General features: G+C 69.9%; 13 protein-coding genes. 4 read left to right on the top strand and 9 right to left on the bottom strand.

The window, feature by feature from the left end; all coding sequences use genetic code 11:
* Nucleotides 1-292: 292 nt before the first annotated feature.
* From NK718_RS04835 to NK718_RS04825, 3 genes are all read left to right on the top strand, one after another.
* Entirely contained in the window at nucleotides 293-2161 is a 1869-nt protein-coding gene (locus NK718_RS04835) for a methylmalonyl-CoA mutase subunit beta (RefSeq protein WP_254739176.1), read from the top strand.
* 54 nt (nucleotides 2162-2215) lie between these two features.
* Entirely contained in the window at nucleotides 2216-4372 is a 2157-nt protein-coding gene (gene scpA, locus NK718_RS04830) for a methylmalonyl-CoA mutase (RefSeq protein WP_254739175.1), read from the top strand.
* 274 nt (nucleotides 4373-4646) lie between these two features.
* Nucleotides 4647-5468, top strand: a complete 822-nt coding sequence (locus NK718_RS04825) for a hypothetical protein (protein WP_254739174.1) — start codon at nucleotides 4647-4649, stop codon at nucleotides 5466-5468.
* A 75-nt stretch (nucleotides 5469-5543) separates the two neighbouring features.
* Here the strand turns inward: NK718_RS04825 and NK718_RS04820 are convergent, their stop codons facing one another.
* From NK718_RS04820 to NK718_RS04780, 9 genes are all read right to left on the bottom strand, one after another.
* On the bottom strand, nucleotides 5544-5930 hold the full coding sequence (locus tag NK718_RS04820) for a response regulator (RefSeq protein ID WP_254739173.1): 387 nt from the start codon (nucleotides 5928-5930) through the stop codon (nucleotides 5544-5546).
* Entirely contained in the window at nucleotides 5923-7032 is a 1110-nt protein-coding gene (gene cheB, locus NK718_RS04815; protein WP_254739172.1) for a chemotaxis-specific protein-glutamate methyltransferase CheB, read from the bottom strand. The genes NK718_RS04820 and cheB overlap by 8 nt, the downstream gene beginning before the upstream one ends.
* Nucleotides 7032-7649 (bottom strand): chemoreceptor glutamine deamidase CheD, encoded by a 618-nt coding sequence (locus tag NK718_RS04810; protein WP_254739171.1) that lies wholly within the window; start codon nucleotides 7647-7649, stop codon nucleotides 7032-7034. Before NK718_RS04810 ends, cheB begins: the two co-directional genes overlap by 1 nt.
* Nucleotides 7649-8563 carry a CheR family methyltransferase gene (locus NK718_RS04805; RefSeq protein WP_254739170.1) on the bottom strand — a complete coding sequence of 305 codons (915 nt, stop codon included), beginning with the start codon at nucleotides 8561-8563 and terminating at the stop codon, nucleotides 7649-7651. The genes NK718_RS04810 and NK718_RS04805 overlap by 1 nt, the downstream gene beginning before the upstream one ends.
* 53 nt (nucleotides 8564-8616) lie before the next feature.
* Complete coding sequence (locus NK718_RS04800) at nucleotides 8617-9090, bottom strand: chemotaxis protein CheW (RefSeq protein ID WP_254739168.1); 474 nt, start codon at nucleotides 9088-9090, stop codon at nucleotides 8617-8619.
* Complete coding sequence (locus tag NK718_RS04795) at nucleotides 9090-11177, bottom strand: chemotaxis protein CheA (RefSeq protein WP_254739166.1); 2088 nt, start codon at nucleotides 11175-11177, stop codon at nucleotides 9090-9092. Before NK718_RS04795 ends, NK718_RS04800 begins: the two co-directional genes overlap by 1 nt.
* Before the next feature lie 4 nt (nucleotides 11178-11181).
* On the bottom strand, nucleotides 11182-11541 hold the full coding sequence (locus NK718_RS04790) for a response regulator (protein WP_254739164.1): 360 nt from the start codon (nucleotides 11539-11541) through the stop codon (nucleotides 11182-11184).
* 3 nt (nucleotides 11542-11544) lie between these two features.
* Entirely contained in the window at nucleotides 11545-11817 is a 273-nt protein-coding gene (locus NK718_RS04785) for an STAS domain-containing protein (protein WP_254739162.1), read from the bottom strand.
* A 128-nt stretch (nucleotides 11818-11945) separates the two neighbouring features.
* The gene (locus tag NK718_RS04780) at nucleotides 11946-12572 is read right to left on the bottom strand and encodes a hypothetical protein (protein WP_254739160.1); all 627 of its coding nucleotides are present in this window, start codon (nucleotides 12570-12572) and stop codon (nucleotides 11946-11948) included.
* A gap of 200 nt (nucleotides 12573-12772) precedes the next feature.
* On the opposite strand from NK718_RS04780, the gene NK718_RS04775 reads away from it, so the two are divergent.
* The gene (locus NK718_RS04775; RefSeq protein ID WP_254739158.1) at nucleotides 12773-13369 is read left to right on the top strand and encodes a superoxide dismutase; all 597 of its coding nucleotides are present in this window, start codon (nucleotides 12773-12775) and stop codon (nucleotides 13367-13369) included.
* Nucleotides 13370-13447 lie beyond the last annotated feature (78 nt).

Below are 13447 nucleotides of genomic sequence, written 5' to 3'. Positions count from 1 at the left end.
ATGAAACACCTTGACTAAGACACAGTGCGAGTCTATATAGCATATCGCAACGCCGCATGGTGCGCCCAGCGGCCCCCCCGGGTGGCTACGGCCTCCGGGGTTTTTTTTATGCGCCGCGCGAGAGCAACTCTCCGGCGTTCCGCCGCGAAGCCTTCCCCTTTCGTTGTGCGCCCTCCGCCCTTGGCCTGTCTCGCTCTCGCCGCCCACCCGTAGCCGAACGGAGAGGTGGCGCGGTTCGGTGGGGGTGTGGCATGGTCCCGCCGATTGAGAAAAGGCATCGAGAGGGGCCGGAATGGCGGAACTCTCCATCGCGTCGGCGTTTCCGGCGGCGACGCGGGACCAGTGGCTGAAGCTTGTCGAGGGCGTGCTGAAGGGCGCGCCGTTCGAGCGCAAGCTCGTGTCGACGACCTATGACGGCGTCGCCGTGCAGCCGCTCTACCCCAAGGCGGAAGGGCGCGGGCCGATCGCCGGGCGCGCCGCCGGGCGGCCGTGGGCGGTGCTGTCTTGCGTCGAGCATCCCGATCCGGCGCAGGCCAACGCGCTGGCGCTGGAGGAGCTGGAGAACGGCGCGACCGGGCTGCACCTCGTCTTCGCGGGGTCGCAGGGAGCGCACGGCTTCGGCCTGCCCTCGGGCGACGCCGCCACGCTGGCGCGCGTGCTCGACGGCGTGGTGCTGGAGGCCGGCATTTCGCTGTCGCTCAACCTCTCGCTGGCCACCAAGGACGCCGCCACGTCCCTTGCCGATTTGTGCGACGCGCGCGGGCTCGACCCCGCCGCGCTCGACGTGTCGTTCGGCTTCGATCCGCTCGGCCAGATGGCGCTGATGGGCGGAACCCCGGTCGAGTGGCCGCAACTCGCGCCGATGGTGGCGGAGCTCGCCGCCTCGTTCCCGGCGCGCGGCTTTAACGGGCCGGTGCTCGCCGCCGATGGCCGCGCCGTCCACGCGGCCGGCGGCTCGGAGGCGCAGGAGCTCGCCTTCGCGCTGTCCGCCGCCATCGCCTATCTGCGCGCGCTGGAGGCCGGCGGCATGCCCCTCGACGCGGCGGCGCGGCTTATCGGCTTCCGGCTCGCCGCCGACGCCGACCAGATCCTCACCCTCGCCAAGTTCCGCGCGCTGCGCCTTTTGTGGGCGCGGGCGACGCAGGCCTGCGGCCTGCCGCCGGCGCGCGCCCACCTGCACGGCGAGACGGCGTGGCGCATGCTGACCCGGCGCGACCCGTGGGTGAACCTGCTGCGCGAGACCGTGGCGGTGTTCGCGGCCGGCGTCGGCGGGGCGGACGCCGTCTCGGTGCTGCCCTTCACCTCGGCGCTCGGCCTGCCGGACGCCTTCGCGCGGCGGCTCGCCCGCAACACGCAGCTCGTGCTGCTGGAGGAATCCAACCTCTTCCGCGTCGCCGACCCGGCGGCCGGCTCGGGCGGCATCGAGGCGATGACCGACGCGCTGGCTGAGGCCGGCTGGGCCGGCTTCCAGGCCATCGAAAAGCAAGGCGGGCTGTTCGCCGCGCTGGCGTCGGGCGCATTCCAAAGCGAGGTCGCCAAGGTCAGGGCCGCGCGCGCCAAGGCCGTGGCGACGCGGCGCGATCCGCTGACCGGGGCGAGCGAGTTTCCCGACATCGCCGAGAAGCCGGTCCACGTGCTCGCGCCGGCCCCGGCGCCGGCTCCCGCCTCCGGACAGTGGCCGTCGCTCGCGCCAATGCGCCTCGCGGAGCCCTACGAGGCGCTGCGCGACGCCGCCGACGACGCCGAGGCGAAGGGAAGGCGGCCCGCCGTGTTCCTCGCCAATCTCGGACCGATCTCCGCCTTCACGGCGCGCGCCACCTTCGCCAAGAACCTGTTCGAGGCCGGCGGCGTCGCCGCGCTCGGCAATGACGGCTTCGCCCGGGAGGGCGGCACGGACCTCGCGGCTCTCGTCGAGGCCTTCGGCGCCAGCGGGGCGAAGGCGGCGTGCCTGTGCTCGTCCGACGACGTCTATGCGAGCGATGCCGCCGCCGCGGCCCGCGCGCTGAAGGCGGCCGGCGCGGCGCGCGTGTGGCTCGCCGGACGTGCCGGCGAGCACGAGGCGGCATGGCGCGAGGCGGGCGTGGACGGCTTCGTCTTCGCCGGCATGGACGTGCTCGCCGCGTTGCGGGACGCCCACGAGGCGCTGCTCGGCGCGGCGTGAGCCGCGCCGGTGCCATAGTCATCTGATCGAACAGACACGTCAAAGGCCGTCGCCATGACCCGCATTCCGGACTTCAGCTCGATCGCCTTCGCCGACGCCGCGCCCGTCGCCACGGCCGGCGGCGAACCGTGGATGACGCCGGAAGGCATCGCGGTGAAGCCCGTCTACGGCGAGGCCGACCGCGCCGGGCTCGACTTCGTCGACGGCTTCCCCGGCCTGCCGCCCTATGTGCGCGGGCCGTACCCCACCATGTACGTCAACCAGCCGTGGACGGTGCGCCAGTACGCCGGCTTCTCCACGGCGGAGGACTCCAACGCCTTCTACCGCCGCAACCTCGCCGCCGGGCAAAAGGGGCTCTCGGTGGCCTTCGACCTCGCCACCCATCGCGGCTACGACTCCGACCACCCGCGCGTGGCCGGCGACGTCGGCATGGCGGGTGTCGCCATCGACTCCATCTACGACATGCGCACGCTGTTCTCGGGCATCCCGCTCGACCAGATGTCGGTGTCGATGACCATGAACGGCGCGGTGCTGCCGGTGCTGGCGCTCTACATCGTGGCGGCCGAGGAACAGGGCGTGCCGCCGGAGAAGCTAAGCGGGACCATCCAGAACGACATCCTCAAGGAGTTCATGGTCCGCAACACCTATATCTACCCGCCGGCGCCCTCGATGCGGATCATCTCCGACATCTTCGCCTATACGTCGCGGCACATGCCGAAGTTCAACTCCATCTCGATCTCCGGCTACCACATGCAGGAGGCGGGGGCGACGCAGGACCTCGAGCTGGCCTATACGCTGGCCGACGGCGTCGAATATTTGCGCGCCGGCATCGGGGCGGGGCTCACGGTCGACCAGTTCGCGCCGCGCCTGAGCTTCTTCTGGGCGATCGGCATGAACTTCTTCATGGAGGTCGCCAAGCTGCGCGCCGCCCGGCTGATCTGGGCGCGGCTGGTGAAGGACTTCGGGCCGAAGAGCGACAAGTCGCTGCCGCTGCGCACCCACTCGCAGACCTCGGGCTGGTCGCTGACCGCGCAGGACGTGTTCAACAACGTGGTGCGCACGCAGATCGAGGCCATGGCGGCGACGCAGGGGCACACCCAGTCGCTGCACACCAACGCGCTCGACGAGGCGCTGGCGCTGCCGACCGACTTCTCCGCCCGCATCGCCCGCAACACCCAGCTCTTCCTGCAGCAGGAGAGCGGCACGACGCGGATCATCGACCCGTGGGGCGGCTCGTTCTACGTCGAGCGGCTGACGGCGGAGCTGGCCGCCAAGGCGTGGGCGCACATCGAGGAGGTGGAGCAGCTCGGCGGCATGGCCAAGGCCATCGAGGCCGGCATTCCCAAGCTGCGCATCGAGGAAGCGGCGGCGCGCACCCAGGCGCGCATCGACTCGCGCGCCCAGTCGGTGATCGGCGTCAACAAGTTCCGGCCGACCGACGAGAAGCCCATCGACGTGCTGAAGGTGGAGAACGCGGCGGTGCGCGCCCAGCAGCTCGACAAGCTGGCGCGGCTGAGGGCCGAGCGCGACCCGGCGGCGGTGGACGCGGCGCTCGCCGCCCTGGAGAAGGGCGCGGCGGGCGACGCCAACCTGCTCGAGCTGGCGGTGGCGGCGGGGCGCGCCAAGGCGACCGTGGGCGAAATCTCGCTGGCGCTGGAAAAGGTGTTCGGCCGCCACCGCGCCGACATCCGCTCCATCTCCGGCGTGTACAAGCGGGAGGTCGGGCCCATGTCCGAGAGCGTGCGACGCGTGCAGCAGATGGTCGAGGACTTCGCCGAGAACGACGGACGGCGGCCGCGCATCCTCGTCGCCAAGATGGGCCAGGACGGGCACGACCGCGGCCAGAAGGTGATCGCCTCCGCCTTCGCCGACCTCGGCTTCGACGTCGACATCGGCCCGCTGTTCGCCACCCCCGCCGAGGCGGCGCGGCAGGCGGTGGAGAACGACGTCCACATCGTCGGCGTATCCTCGCTCGCGGCCGGCCACCTGACGCTGGTGCCGGAGCTGCGCGCCGCTTTGGAGGAGGCCGGGCGGCCGGACATCATGATCGTGGTCGGCGGCGTCATCCCGCAACAGGACTTCGCGGCGCTGCGCCAGGCCGGCGCGTCGGCCATCTTCCCGCCCGGCACGGTGATCGCCGACGCGGCCGGCGACCTGCTCGCCGAACTCAACCGGCGGTTGGGCTACACGCAGAAATCCGCCGCCGAGTAGAACAGAGGGCGGAATTCGGCCTGAACGTTCGGAATCCGCGATTCCCGCGCTCGACGTTCGGATCGCGGCGGTGTTCGGGCGCGGATTCCGGCCCGAAACGCGGCGTTTCCAAAGCTGTTTCGATGTCGGTTTCCGAACGGCGCGGCGGCGGGGCCGTGCTGACGATTCAAGCGGTTGCACAACCGGTAGCAGTAGAGGGGGTTAACCGTTCCGCAAGCGGGATGGGCGAGACTTCGCCGTCGGCCAGAACCAAGCCGGCAGGGAATGCAAGAACATGAGCGCCACCCAGATCCACATTGTCGACGCCGCCGCCGGGCTGATCCTGGTCGTCTGTTCGGACGGAAGCCGGGTCCTCTTCGGCAGCCATGTCGGCCTGGGCACGCCCAACGAGGCGGTGCAGAGGATCTTCGAAATCCTCGAGGATGGCGCGATCGATTATTTCATCCACGAATGCGCCGAGCCGCAGGGCGTGCCGGTGATCGACGCGCTCGTCGAATTTTTCCCCGTGAAAATGTGTCTCGAGCGCACAGGCGCCGATGTCGACGCTCCGCAGTTCTACCGCAATATTCGGGGTGAACGACGGGTTGAAACGCTCGATGCTTCCGAGATCTACGAACTCGGCGAAACCCAGTTGCGGATCTTGCAGGCGGAGGCCGCCAGGCCCGGCCGGCCGCACCGCCCGGTGGCCCTGCATGTCATGCATGGCGAGGGCCGGCTGGCCAGCAGCGCCATGTGCTGCGGCGCGACCTCCGGCCTCGACTGGCGCGACATCGCCGCCACCGATCCCGACCTCCAGGCCGCCTGCATGATTGTCCACGGCTCCCGCCCGCTGGACGTCGTGCTGACGGCCCGCGACCTCGGCATCGCCAGCGCCGAGCCCCTGCGCGCCATCGCGCCCTCGACCGTCGTGCTGGGCGCGGACCCCGGCGGCGCGACCTCGCTGCGGGGCGCGGCCCGCGAGCTCTACTCCCACTTCGCCCGCGGCAACGGGGCGGGCCTGGTGGAGCTGACCCGGGCCGCCTGGACCACGCTCGTCCTCGACGGCGACGGGGTGCGCATCGAGCGCGAGGACCGGCCGATGACCAAGGTCGCCTGACCTCCGCCAACCCGCTGATCTTCAAACGAAAAAAGCCGGGTCTCGACCCGGCTTTGCATCGTTGCGGGCCCCCGTTCAGGCGACGCGCAGAACCGTCTTGACGCGCGACTGCAGCGCGTTCGGCTCCACCGGCTTGAGGATGAAGGCGTCGACCCCGGCCGTCTTCGCCTGCCGCACGGCGTCCGACGAGGTCTCGCTGGTCGCCATGATCACCGGCGTCCCTCGAAGGACGGGGTGCGAGCGGATCGCCTTCAGCAGCCCGAGGCCGGAGATGCCGCCCATGTGCAGGTCGGTGATGACGAGGTCGTAGCGCACCTGGGTGAGCTTCTTGATCGCCTCCTCGCCGCTCTCGGCTCCGTCGACCGTCTCCATGCCCATCTGCATCAGCGCGAACCGCACCAGACCCCGCATGCTCTTCTGGTCGTCGACGACCAGCACCTTGGTCGACCTGATGTCAGACATATCGGGCTCCTTGCGAGATGCGGCGCGGCCTGTCGGGGCGCGAGAGTGTCAGGGTCGCGGCCACGGCGTCGGCGATGCGGTCGAGCGGGAGCATCTGCTCGACCGCGCCGATCTGCGCGGCCGCCTTGGGCATTCCGAAGACCACCGAGGTCGCCTCGTCCTGCGCGAAGGTCGGCGACCCGGCGTTGCGCATGGACAAAAGCCCGTCCGCGCCGTCGCGGCCCATGCCGGTGAGGATGACGCCGACCGCGTTGCCGCCGGCCTGCCGCGCGGCGGACTCGAACAGGACGTCGATGGAGGGCATGTGGCCGGAGACCGGTTGCTCCTCGGCCAGGCTGGCGAAATAGCCGCCCGCCTTGCGCACGAGCCGCATGTGGCTGCCGCCCGGCGCGACCCACACCGAGCCCGGGGCCAGGCGGTCGCCGTCGCGCGCCTCCTGCGAGGGCAGGCCGGTGGTCTGCGCCAGGCGCGCGGCGAGGCGACCGGTGAAGCTCGGCGGCATATGCTGGACGACGAGGATCGGCGCGCCGAGGCCGGCCAGGCCGGCGACGACCTTGCACACGGCCGGGACGCCGCCCGTCGAGGCTCCGATGCAGATCACCGTGTCGGGATCGACGGCGAGGGCGGGCCCGGCCGGGCGGGCCGCGCGGGCGGGAACGGCGAGCGAAGGGCCGCGCGCCTTCTGGTTGCTCTGCGCGGCGCGGATCAGGCCCGCCCGGGTATCGGCGATGAAGCGGTCGATCTCCTGGGGGCGGCCGTCCGGCTTCTGGATGCAGTCGATCGCCCCCGTCTCCAGCGCCGTGAGCGTGAGGTCGGCGGAGGCGTCGGTGTGGCCGGAGACGACGAGAACGGGGATCGGCCGCACCGCCATCAGGCGGCGCAGGAACTCGATGCCGTTCATGCCGGGCAATTCGATATCGAGCGAGATGACGTCCGCCGCCGTCTGGGGGTTCTTCAGGACGTCCCAGGCCTCCTCGGCGCTTTCGGCCGAGCCGGCGAGGACGAGGCCGTCGGTCTCCTCGACGATGGCTCCGATCAGGCGGCGAATGGTGCGCGAGTCGTCGACGACGAAGACGCGGTAGGGTTGGCTGGCGTTGCGCATCAGAAAAATTCCACTTCGCCCGCCGGCGCGCGGCGTCTCAGGCGGCTGCTGTAGGTCTCTTCCTCGTGGGTGACGTTGGCGGCGGTAGTGCGGTCGAGTTCCTGGACGAAGGCCTTGCCGGTGGCCGGATGGAAGCGCAGCCGCCGCGGGGCCGTGCCGCCGACCGAGCGCGAGACGATGGGAAAGCCTTCGGTCCGCAGGAACTTCTCGACGAAGGCGATGTTCTGTTCGCCGATCTTGAGCAGCGAACTCCCGCCCAGGACCCGCGCGCCGCCGAAGATCTTGAACTCGATCCGGCCGCGCTGTCCGCCCTTGCGATAGATCGAGTTCAGCAGCGTCTCCATGGCGTAGTCGCCGAAGCGCATCGCCTCGTCCGAGCCTTGCGCACGGTCGTGAACGTCCCCGGTCGGCAGCAGGAAATGGTTGAGGCCGCCGACCCCCGACACCGTGTCGCGCGCGCAGGCGGCGACGCAGGAGCCCAGCAGCGTCACCACGATCTCGTTGCTGTCGCTGGTGACGTAATGGCCGCCCGGTGCAACCGAAACGAGTGTCGAGCCCGACGCGGCATCATGGAACGCCCGGCGCGGCTGCGCGGGCGAGGGGTCGCGAGGGGCCATCAACGCCTCCGATAGACCGTGCGCCCGATCAGCTCGAAGCCGGGGTGCGGAGGGGAAAGGGATTCCGAGTGGCCGAGATAGAGCCAGCCGCCGGGCCGCAGCAGATCGAAGCTTCGGTCCACGATGCTCTTCTTGGTCGGGCCGTCGAAATAGATCATGACGTTGCGGCACAGGATGGCGTCGAACGGCCCGCGCATCGGCCAGGGCTGCACCAGGTTGAGCTGCCGGAAGGTGAGCAGCCGCCGCAGGTTGGCCCCGATCCGGACCGTGTCGCGTCCCGCCGGCTCGCATTGAAGCAGGCCGCGCAGATCGGCGGGCGCGCGCTCGACCACCTCGCGCGAATACTCGGCGGCGGTCGCCCTGGCCAGCACGTCGGTGTCGATGTCGGTGGCGAGGATGCGGACGTCCAGGTTCCGGCCGGGATTGACCGCGTTGACGATGGCGGCGATGGAGTAGGGCTCCTCGCCGGTCGAGGCCGCGGCGCACCAGATCCGCACGCGCCCGTCTCCCCGCGCCGCATGCGCCAGCGTCTCGGGCAGGCCGTGCGCGCGCATGTGGTCGAAGTGGTGCCGCTCGCGGAAGAACGCGGTGTGGTTGGTGGTCAGCACGTTGAGCAGTTGCGGCAGCTCGGCGTCGGCGTCCGGGCCGCGCAGCAGGTCGCAATAGTCGCGCACCGACCGCAGGTTCAGCGCCCGCAGCCGCCGCAGCAGCCGACCCCGGATCATCGCCGCCTTGTGCGCGCGGATGACGATGCCGGCCTGGTCGCGCGCGATGCCCGCGATGAGCGCGAAGTCTTCCTTCGAGAGCTGGATGTCGGCGTCGTCGATCGAGGCGGCCTCGCCGCCGGTCCGCGGCAACGGGCCAGGGGCGGCCGCGTAACGCGGCCGTGCCGGAGACAGTACGGGAACGCTCATTGTGAAATCGGGTCCGGAAAAAGGAACGAATGAAAAGCCAAGCGGGCCGGAGCTTAGATCGGCGTCTCCCTGACGATGGCGCTGAGGTCGAGCAGGGCGATGACGTCGTTGCCGCGCACGAGCAGGGCCTTGAGCGCGTCGTCGCCTTCGCCGGCGATGTCGGGAGCGGCGCGGAACGACGAGCGCGGCATGTCGATGATGTCGGAGACCGCGTCGACCAGGATGCCGGCCAGCCGCTCGCCGAGATCAACGACGATCACCACGCTCGAGCGCGACACCTCCGCCGGGCCGAGGCCCAGGCGGCGACGCAGGTCGTAGACGGCGATGATCGCGCCGCGCAGGTTGATGACGCCCAGCACGTGCGAGGCGGCGTTGGGGAGTGGCGTGGTGGGCTGCCATCCCTTGATCTCGCGCACCGCCTCCACCTCGACGCCCAGCGTTCGGTCGTCGATGCGAAAGGTGACGATCTGCTGCAGGTCCGCCGAGGCGGCCTGCGGAAGTCCGCTCAGGTCGTGGGCTGCGCTCATCAGGCTGCTCCGTACATTCCAGTCATCGGTGGGGCGCGACGGCTCGTCTGCGTCATGGCGGGGAGCGCGTCGACGTCGAGAATGAGGGCGACGAGGCCATCGCCGAGGATGGTGGCGGCGGACACGCCTTCGACCCGCCGGAAGCTCGATTCGAGGTTCTTCACGACGACCTGCTGCTGGCCGACGATCTCGTCGACCGCGATGGCGAGGCGCGGCACGCTGTCGGTTTCGACGATCACCACGTTCGGCTCGTTACCGAGGGCGCGGATGCCGAGCAGGTCGCGCAGCCGGATGATCGGCGCGACCTCGCCCCTCAGGCGCAGCACGCTGCGTCCGCCGGGCAGCGGCTCCACCGACCTGGAATCGAGTTGCATCGTTTCGACGATGCTGGACAGCGGGAAGACGAAGCGTTCCGCGCCGGCCCGCACGATCATGCCGTCGAGCACGGCGAGCGTCAGCGGCAGGCCGAGGGTGAACTTGCAGCCGCGCCCGGGACTGGATTCGACGGTGATGCGACCGCCCAGCGCCTCGACGTTTCGGCGCACGACGTCCATGCCCACGCCGCGGCCCGACACGTCCGTCACCTTGGCGGCGGTCGAAAGGCCGGGGTGGAAGATCAGGTTGTCGGCTTCCTCGGGAGTGAGGTCGACGTCCGGCGCGATCAGTCCGCGCGAGCGCGCCTTTTCGATCAGCCGGTCGCGGTCGATGCCCTTTCCGTCGTCGGAAATCGAGATGAGGATGCGCGAGCCGCGATGCTCGGCCGAGACGCGGATCACGCCTTCCTGGGGCTTGCCCGCCGCCAGCCGGTCCTCGGGTGATTCCAGCCCGTGGTCCATGGCGTTGCGGATCATGTGGATGAGCGGATCGGCCAGCTCCTCGACGATGGTCTTGTCGACCTCGGTGTCCTCGCCCGCGAGCTTGAGTTCCGCCTTCTTGCCGAGCGAGCGCTCCAGTTCGCGCACGAGCCTCGGCAGGCGCTGGAACACGACCTTCACCGGCTGCGCGCGCACAGCCATGACGTTGTCCTGCAGCTCGCGCGTCTGGCGGTTGAGGGAGAACAGCGCGTCGACGAACACCGCCGCCTCCCGCTTGGGCAGCATGGTCGCCCGCTCTGTCAGCATCGACTGGGTGATGACGATCTCGCCGACGAGGTTCATCAGCTTGTCGATGCGATCGAGGTCGACGCGGATCGTGCCGCCGCCCGCCCTGCGTCCGGGCGCGGTGACGGCGGCCGGCTCTGGCTTCGCGACGGCGGCGGCGTCCGCCGATGCCGCCGGTCCGGGCTGCGCGACGGCGTCCGCCTGCGGAGACGGCGTGTCGCCCTGGTTCGCGGGCGCGGACGCGTGATCGGCATCGCTGCCGTCCAGCACCGTGAATTCGTGGTCGGCGAGGAAACAGTCGATGGCCTCGACGATCGCGCCCGGCGTCGCGTCGGTATTGACGACCGCGGTCCAGGCGAGATGGCAGGTCAGTGGGTCGAGGCTGTCCAGCGGCGGGATCGCCGAGGTGTCGCAGGTGAGTTCCAGCGCGCCGAAGCCGGCCAGGGCCTCGAACACCACGCGGGGGTCGATGGCCCGGCGAAACAGGTCTGCGTCCGGGGTGATCCTCACCGTCACGGGCCGACGGGAGGGCGCGGGCGGCGCGGCTTCCTCCGCCGGAGCCGGCTCGGGCTCGATGGCGAACTCGGCCGGCACGGCCTGCTTGGGAGTTCCGCCGCAAAAGGCCTCGAGTGCCTCGAGAAGTCCCGAGTCGATCGGCAGCGTCGCGCCGTCGCGGGACGCCTGCACGAGGTTCGTGAGCACGTCGCCCGCTTGCAGCAGCACGTCGATGGGCGCGGCGTGGACGGACACCCGGCCCGACCGCAGCGCGTCGAGGCACGCCTCGAACCGGTGGGCGAAGTTGACGAGCGCGCTGAGCCCGAACGCGCCCGCGCCGCCCTTGATCGAGTGGACGGCGCGGAACGCGCCGTTGATGTCCTCCGAGGTCGCGCGGCCCTCCGCCATGGCGGCGAGATAGCCTTCGAGCAGCCCGGTGAATTCGTCGCATTCGTCGAAATAGATGCCGCGGATTTCTGCGAGCGCATCCATCGGCTTATTTCCTCAACTGGCCGAGCATATCGAGGAGGCGCTGCGGATCGAACGGCTTGACCATCCAGGCGGTCGCACCGGCGCGGCGTCCTTCGGCCTTGATCTCCGAGGCGCTCTCGGTGGTGAGAATGATGATCGGCACCTCGCCGCCGTCGGGGCGGGCGCGCACGGCGCGCGTGAACTCGATGCCGTCGAGCACCGGCATGTTCAGGTCGGTGATGACGACGTCGGGCCGGTCCTCGGAAAACCGTGTCAGGCCTTCCTCGCCGTTCTCGGCCTCCACCACGTCGTGCGATGCCGCGCGCAGCGTGCGGCAAAGGAGCTCGCGCAACGTGCGCGTGTCGTCGATTGCAAGGATCCGCACGGTTTACTCCATCGGTATGGTCATGAAATCGGCGAAAAGGCCGTAGGCCTGAAAGGCGTCGACCAGCGGCGCGGAGGGGGACACCAGGGTGAAGGGCGCGTCGGGGCCGGCGGCCCGCGAGATTCCGATGATCAGCTGCGCCAGGGCGGGCGAGACGCGCTGGACATCTTCGGTGACGAGACGCAGGGGCTGGCCGCTTGGAAGGGCTTCCTTGGCGCGGCGGCACACGTCGAAAATCTCGTCCCGGCCAGGCTCGGGACCCAGGCGAATATCCACGGTTGAAAACACCTTCGGCTCTTCAATGCCCCGACGCTAGGGCCGAAAAGTTAAGAACCGGTGGTGCTCCAGGGATATTCTTTGAAAACTTGCGGGGGAAGTCTGTCGAATGTCTTCCCGCGACGCGTTCAGCGTTCGGCCGTCGCGGCGGGCTCCGCCTGCACCCCGCTTTCGACGTAGCGGCGAAGCTCGTCCATCGAGCCGAAGCGCCGGCGGCCTTCGGGCGTGTCGGTTTCGATGGTGCCGTCCGAATACATGTAGAAGGTGTTGCCGTTGGAGGCGTAGGTGGCCGTCAGCGTCCGCTCGGCGGATTTGTCAGCCTCGACCGTCGCTTCGGGCGACTTGGCCGTTTCCGACCCGCTTTCGTCGTCTCGGCTCGCCGCCCTTTCCTTGTCCCGACGCAGCCGTTCGGCCGGAGACAGATCGGGCTCGCCGGGCGGCGGCGTCATGCCCGGCGGGGGCGGCGGCATGGTTCCGGCGGCAGGCGGGCGAACGCTCGGCAGCGGGGGAGGCGGGGCCGCGGGCGCGACCGGCGCGGCGGCCGGCTCGGGCTCCTCGACGACGCGGCGCAGGCGGCGCAGCTCCTTCAGCACGGCCGCGAGCGCCAGCAGGACGAAGCCGCAGCAGAACAGGGCCACCCCGGCGAGCGCCAGGGTGGCTCCGCTCTCGGTGCGGATGTTCTCCGCGCCGTAGAAGGCGAGGGCGCCACCGCCCAGAACCATGACCGTGCTGACGCAATAAAGCAGAAAAACCATGCGCATCGATGATCCGTGACTGTCGGATTCGCGACAGTAGTGATGTTGCGGGGGCCTGCCAACCTCGAGCGGTTCAGGGAGGAGCCCCCGTTTTTCCGCGCGAACCATTGATGCCGGCCGCGCGCCGGCCTAACTTCCCGGTCTCGATTTTCCCCCGGCTGCTCATTCCGAGCGCCCGAAGCTGACCAGGAGTGCCAGACATGTCCTTCTCGCTGCCCGACCTGCCCTACGCCTACGAGGCGCTCCAGCCCTATATGTCCCGCGAGACGCTCGAGTACCACCACGACAAGCACCACCTCGCCTACGTGAACAACGGCAACAACCTGCTGAAGGGCACGGAGTGGGAGGGCAAGTCGCTCGAGGAGATCGTGAAGGGCTCGTTCGGCAAGAACGCCGGCCTCTTCAACAACGCCGGCCAGCACTACAACCACCTTCACTTCTGGAACTGGATGAAGCCGAACGGCGGCGGCGCGATCCCCGGCGAACTGGAGAAGGCGATCGTCTCCAGCCTCGGTTCGGTCGACAAGATGAAGGAGGACTTCATCGCCGCCGGCACCACGCAGTTCGGCTCGGGCTGGGCCTGGCTCGCCGTCAAGGACGGCAAGATCGCGGTCATGAAGACGCCGAACGGCGAGAGCCCGCTCGTCCACGGCGCGACGCCGATTCTCGGCGTCGACGTGTGGGAGCACTCCTACTACATCGACTACCGCAACCGCCGCCCCGACTACCTGAAGGCGTTCGTCGACAACCTCGTGAACTGGGAATACGTCGCGAAGCTCTACGCGGAAGCGCGCTGAGCGGAAAATCCGCGCGAGACGGGCAGGGAGGCGGGCGAAAGCCCGCCTTTTTGCTGGGTGCGAGCCCGGTCGGGAACG

Source organism: Alsobacter ponti (assembly GCF_024294805.1).
Classification (GTDB): Bacteria; Pseudomonadota; Alphaproteobacteria; order Rhizobiales; family Beijerinckiaceae; genus Alsobacter; species Alsobacter ponti.
This window is presented reverse-complemented; position numbering and strand designations above follow the sequence as displayed.

Coding starts and splice junctions, on each gene's coding strand:
- NK718_RS04835 (WP_254739176.1), top strand. CDS start 293: ATGGCGGAACTCTCCATCGCGTCGGCGTTTCCGGCGGCGACGCGGGAC.
- scpA (WP_254739175.1), top strand. CDS start 2,216: ATGACCCGCATTCCGGACTTCAGCTCGATCGCCTTCGCCGACGCCGCG.
- NK718_RS04825 (WP_254739174.1), top strand. CDS start 4,647: ATGAGCGCCACCCAGATCCACATTGTCGACGCCGCCGCCGGGCTGATC.
- NK718_RS04820 (WP_254739173.1), bottom strand. CDS start 5,930: ATGTCTGACATCAGGTCGACCAAGGTGCTGGTCGTCGACGACCAGAAG.
- cheB (WP_254739172.1), bottom strand. CDS start 7,032: ATGCGCAACGCCAGCCAACCCTACCGCGTCTTCGTCGTCGACGACTCG.
- NK718_RS04810 (WP_254739171.1), bottom strand. CDS start 7,649: ATGGCCCCTCGCGACCCCTCGCCCGCGCAGCCGCGCCGGGCGTTCCAT.
- NK718_RS04805 (WP_254739170.1), bottom strand. CDS start 8,563: ATGAGCGTTCCCGTACTGTCTCCGGCACGGCCGCGTTACGCGGCCGCC.
- NK718_RS04800 (WP_254739168.1), bottom strand. CDS start 9,090: ATGAGCGCAGCCCACGACCTGAGCGGACTTCCGCAGGCCGCCTCGGCG.
- NK718_RS04795 (WP_254739166.1), bottom strand. CDS start 11,177: ATGGATGCGCTCGCAGAAATCCGCGGCATCTATTTCGACGAATGCGAC.
- NK718_RS04780 (WP_254739160.1), bottom strand. CDS start 12,572: ATGGTTTTTCTGCTTTATTGCGTCAGCACGGTCATGGTTCTGGGCGGT.
- NK718_RS04775 (WP_254739158.1), top strand. CDS start 12,773: ATGTCCTTCTCGCTGCCCGACCTGCCCTACGCCTACGAGGCGCTCCAG.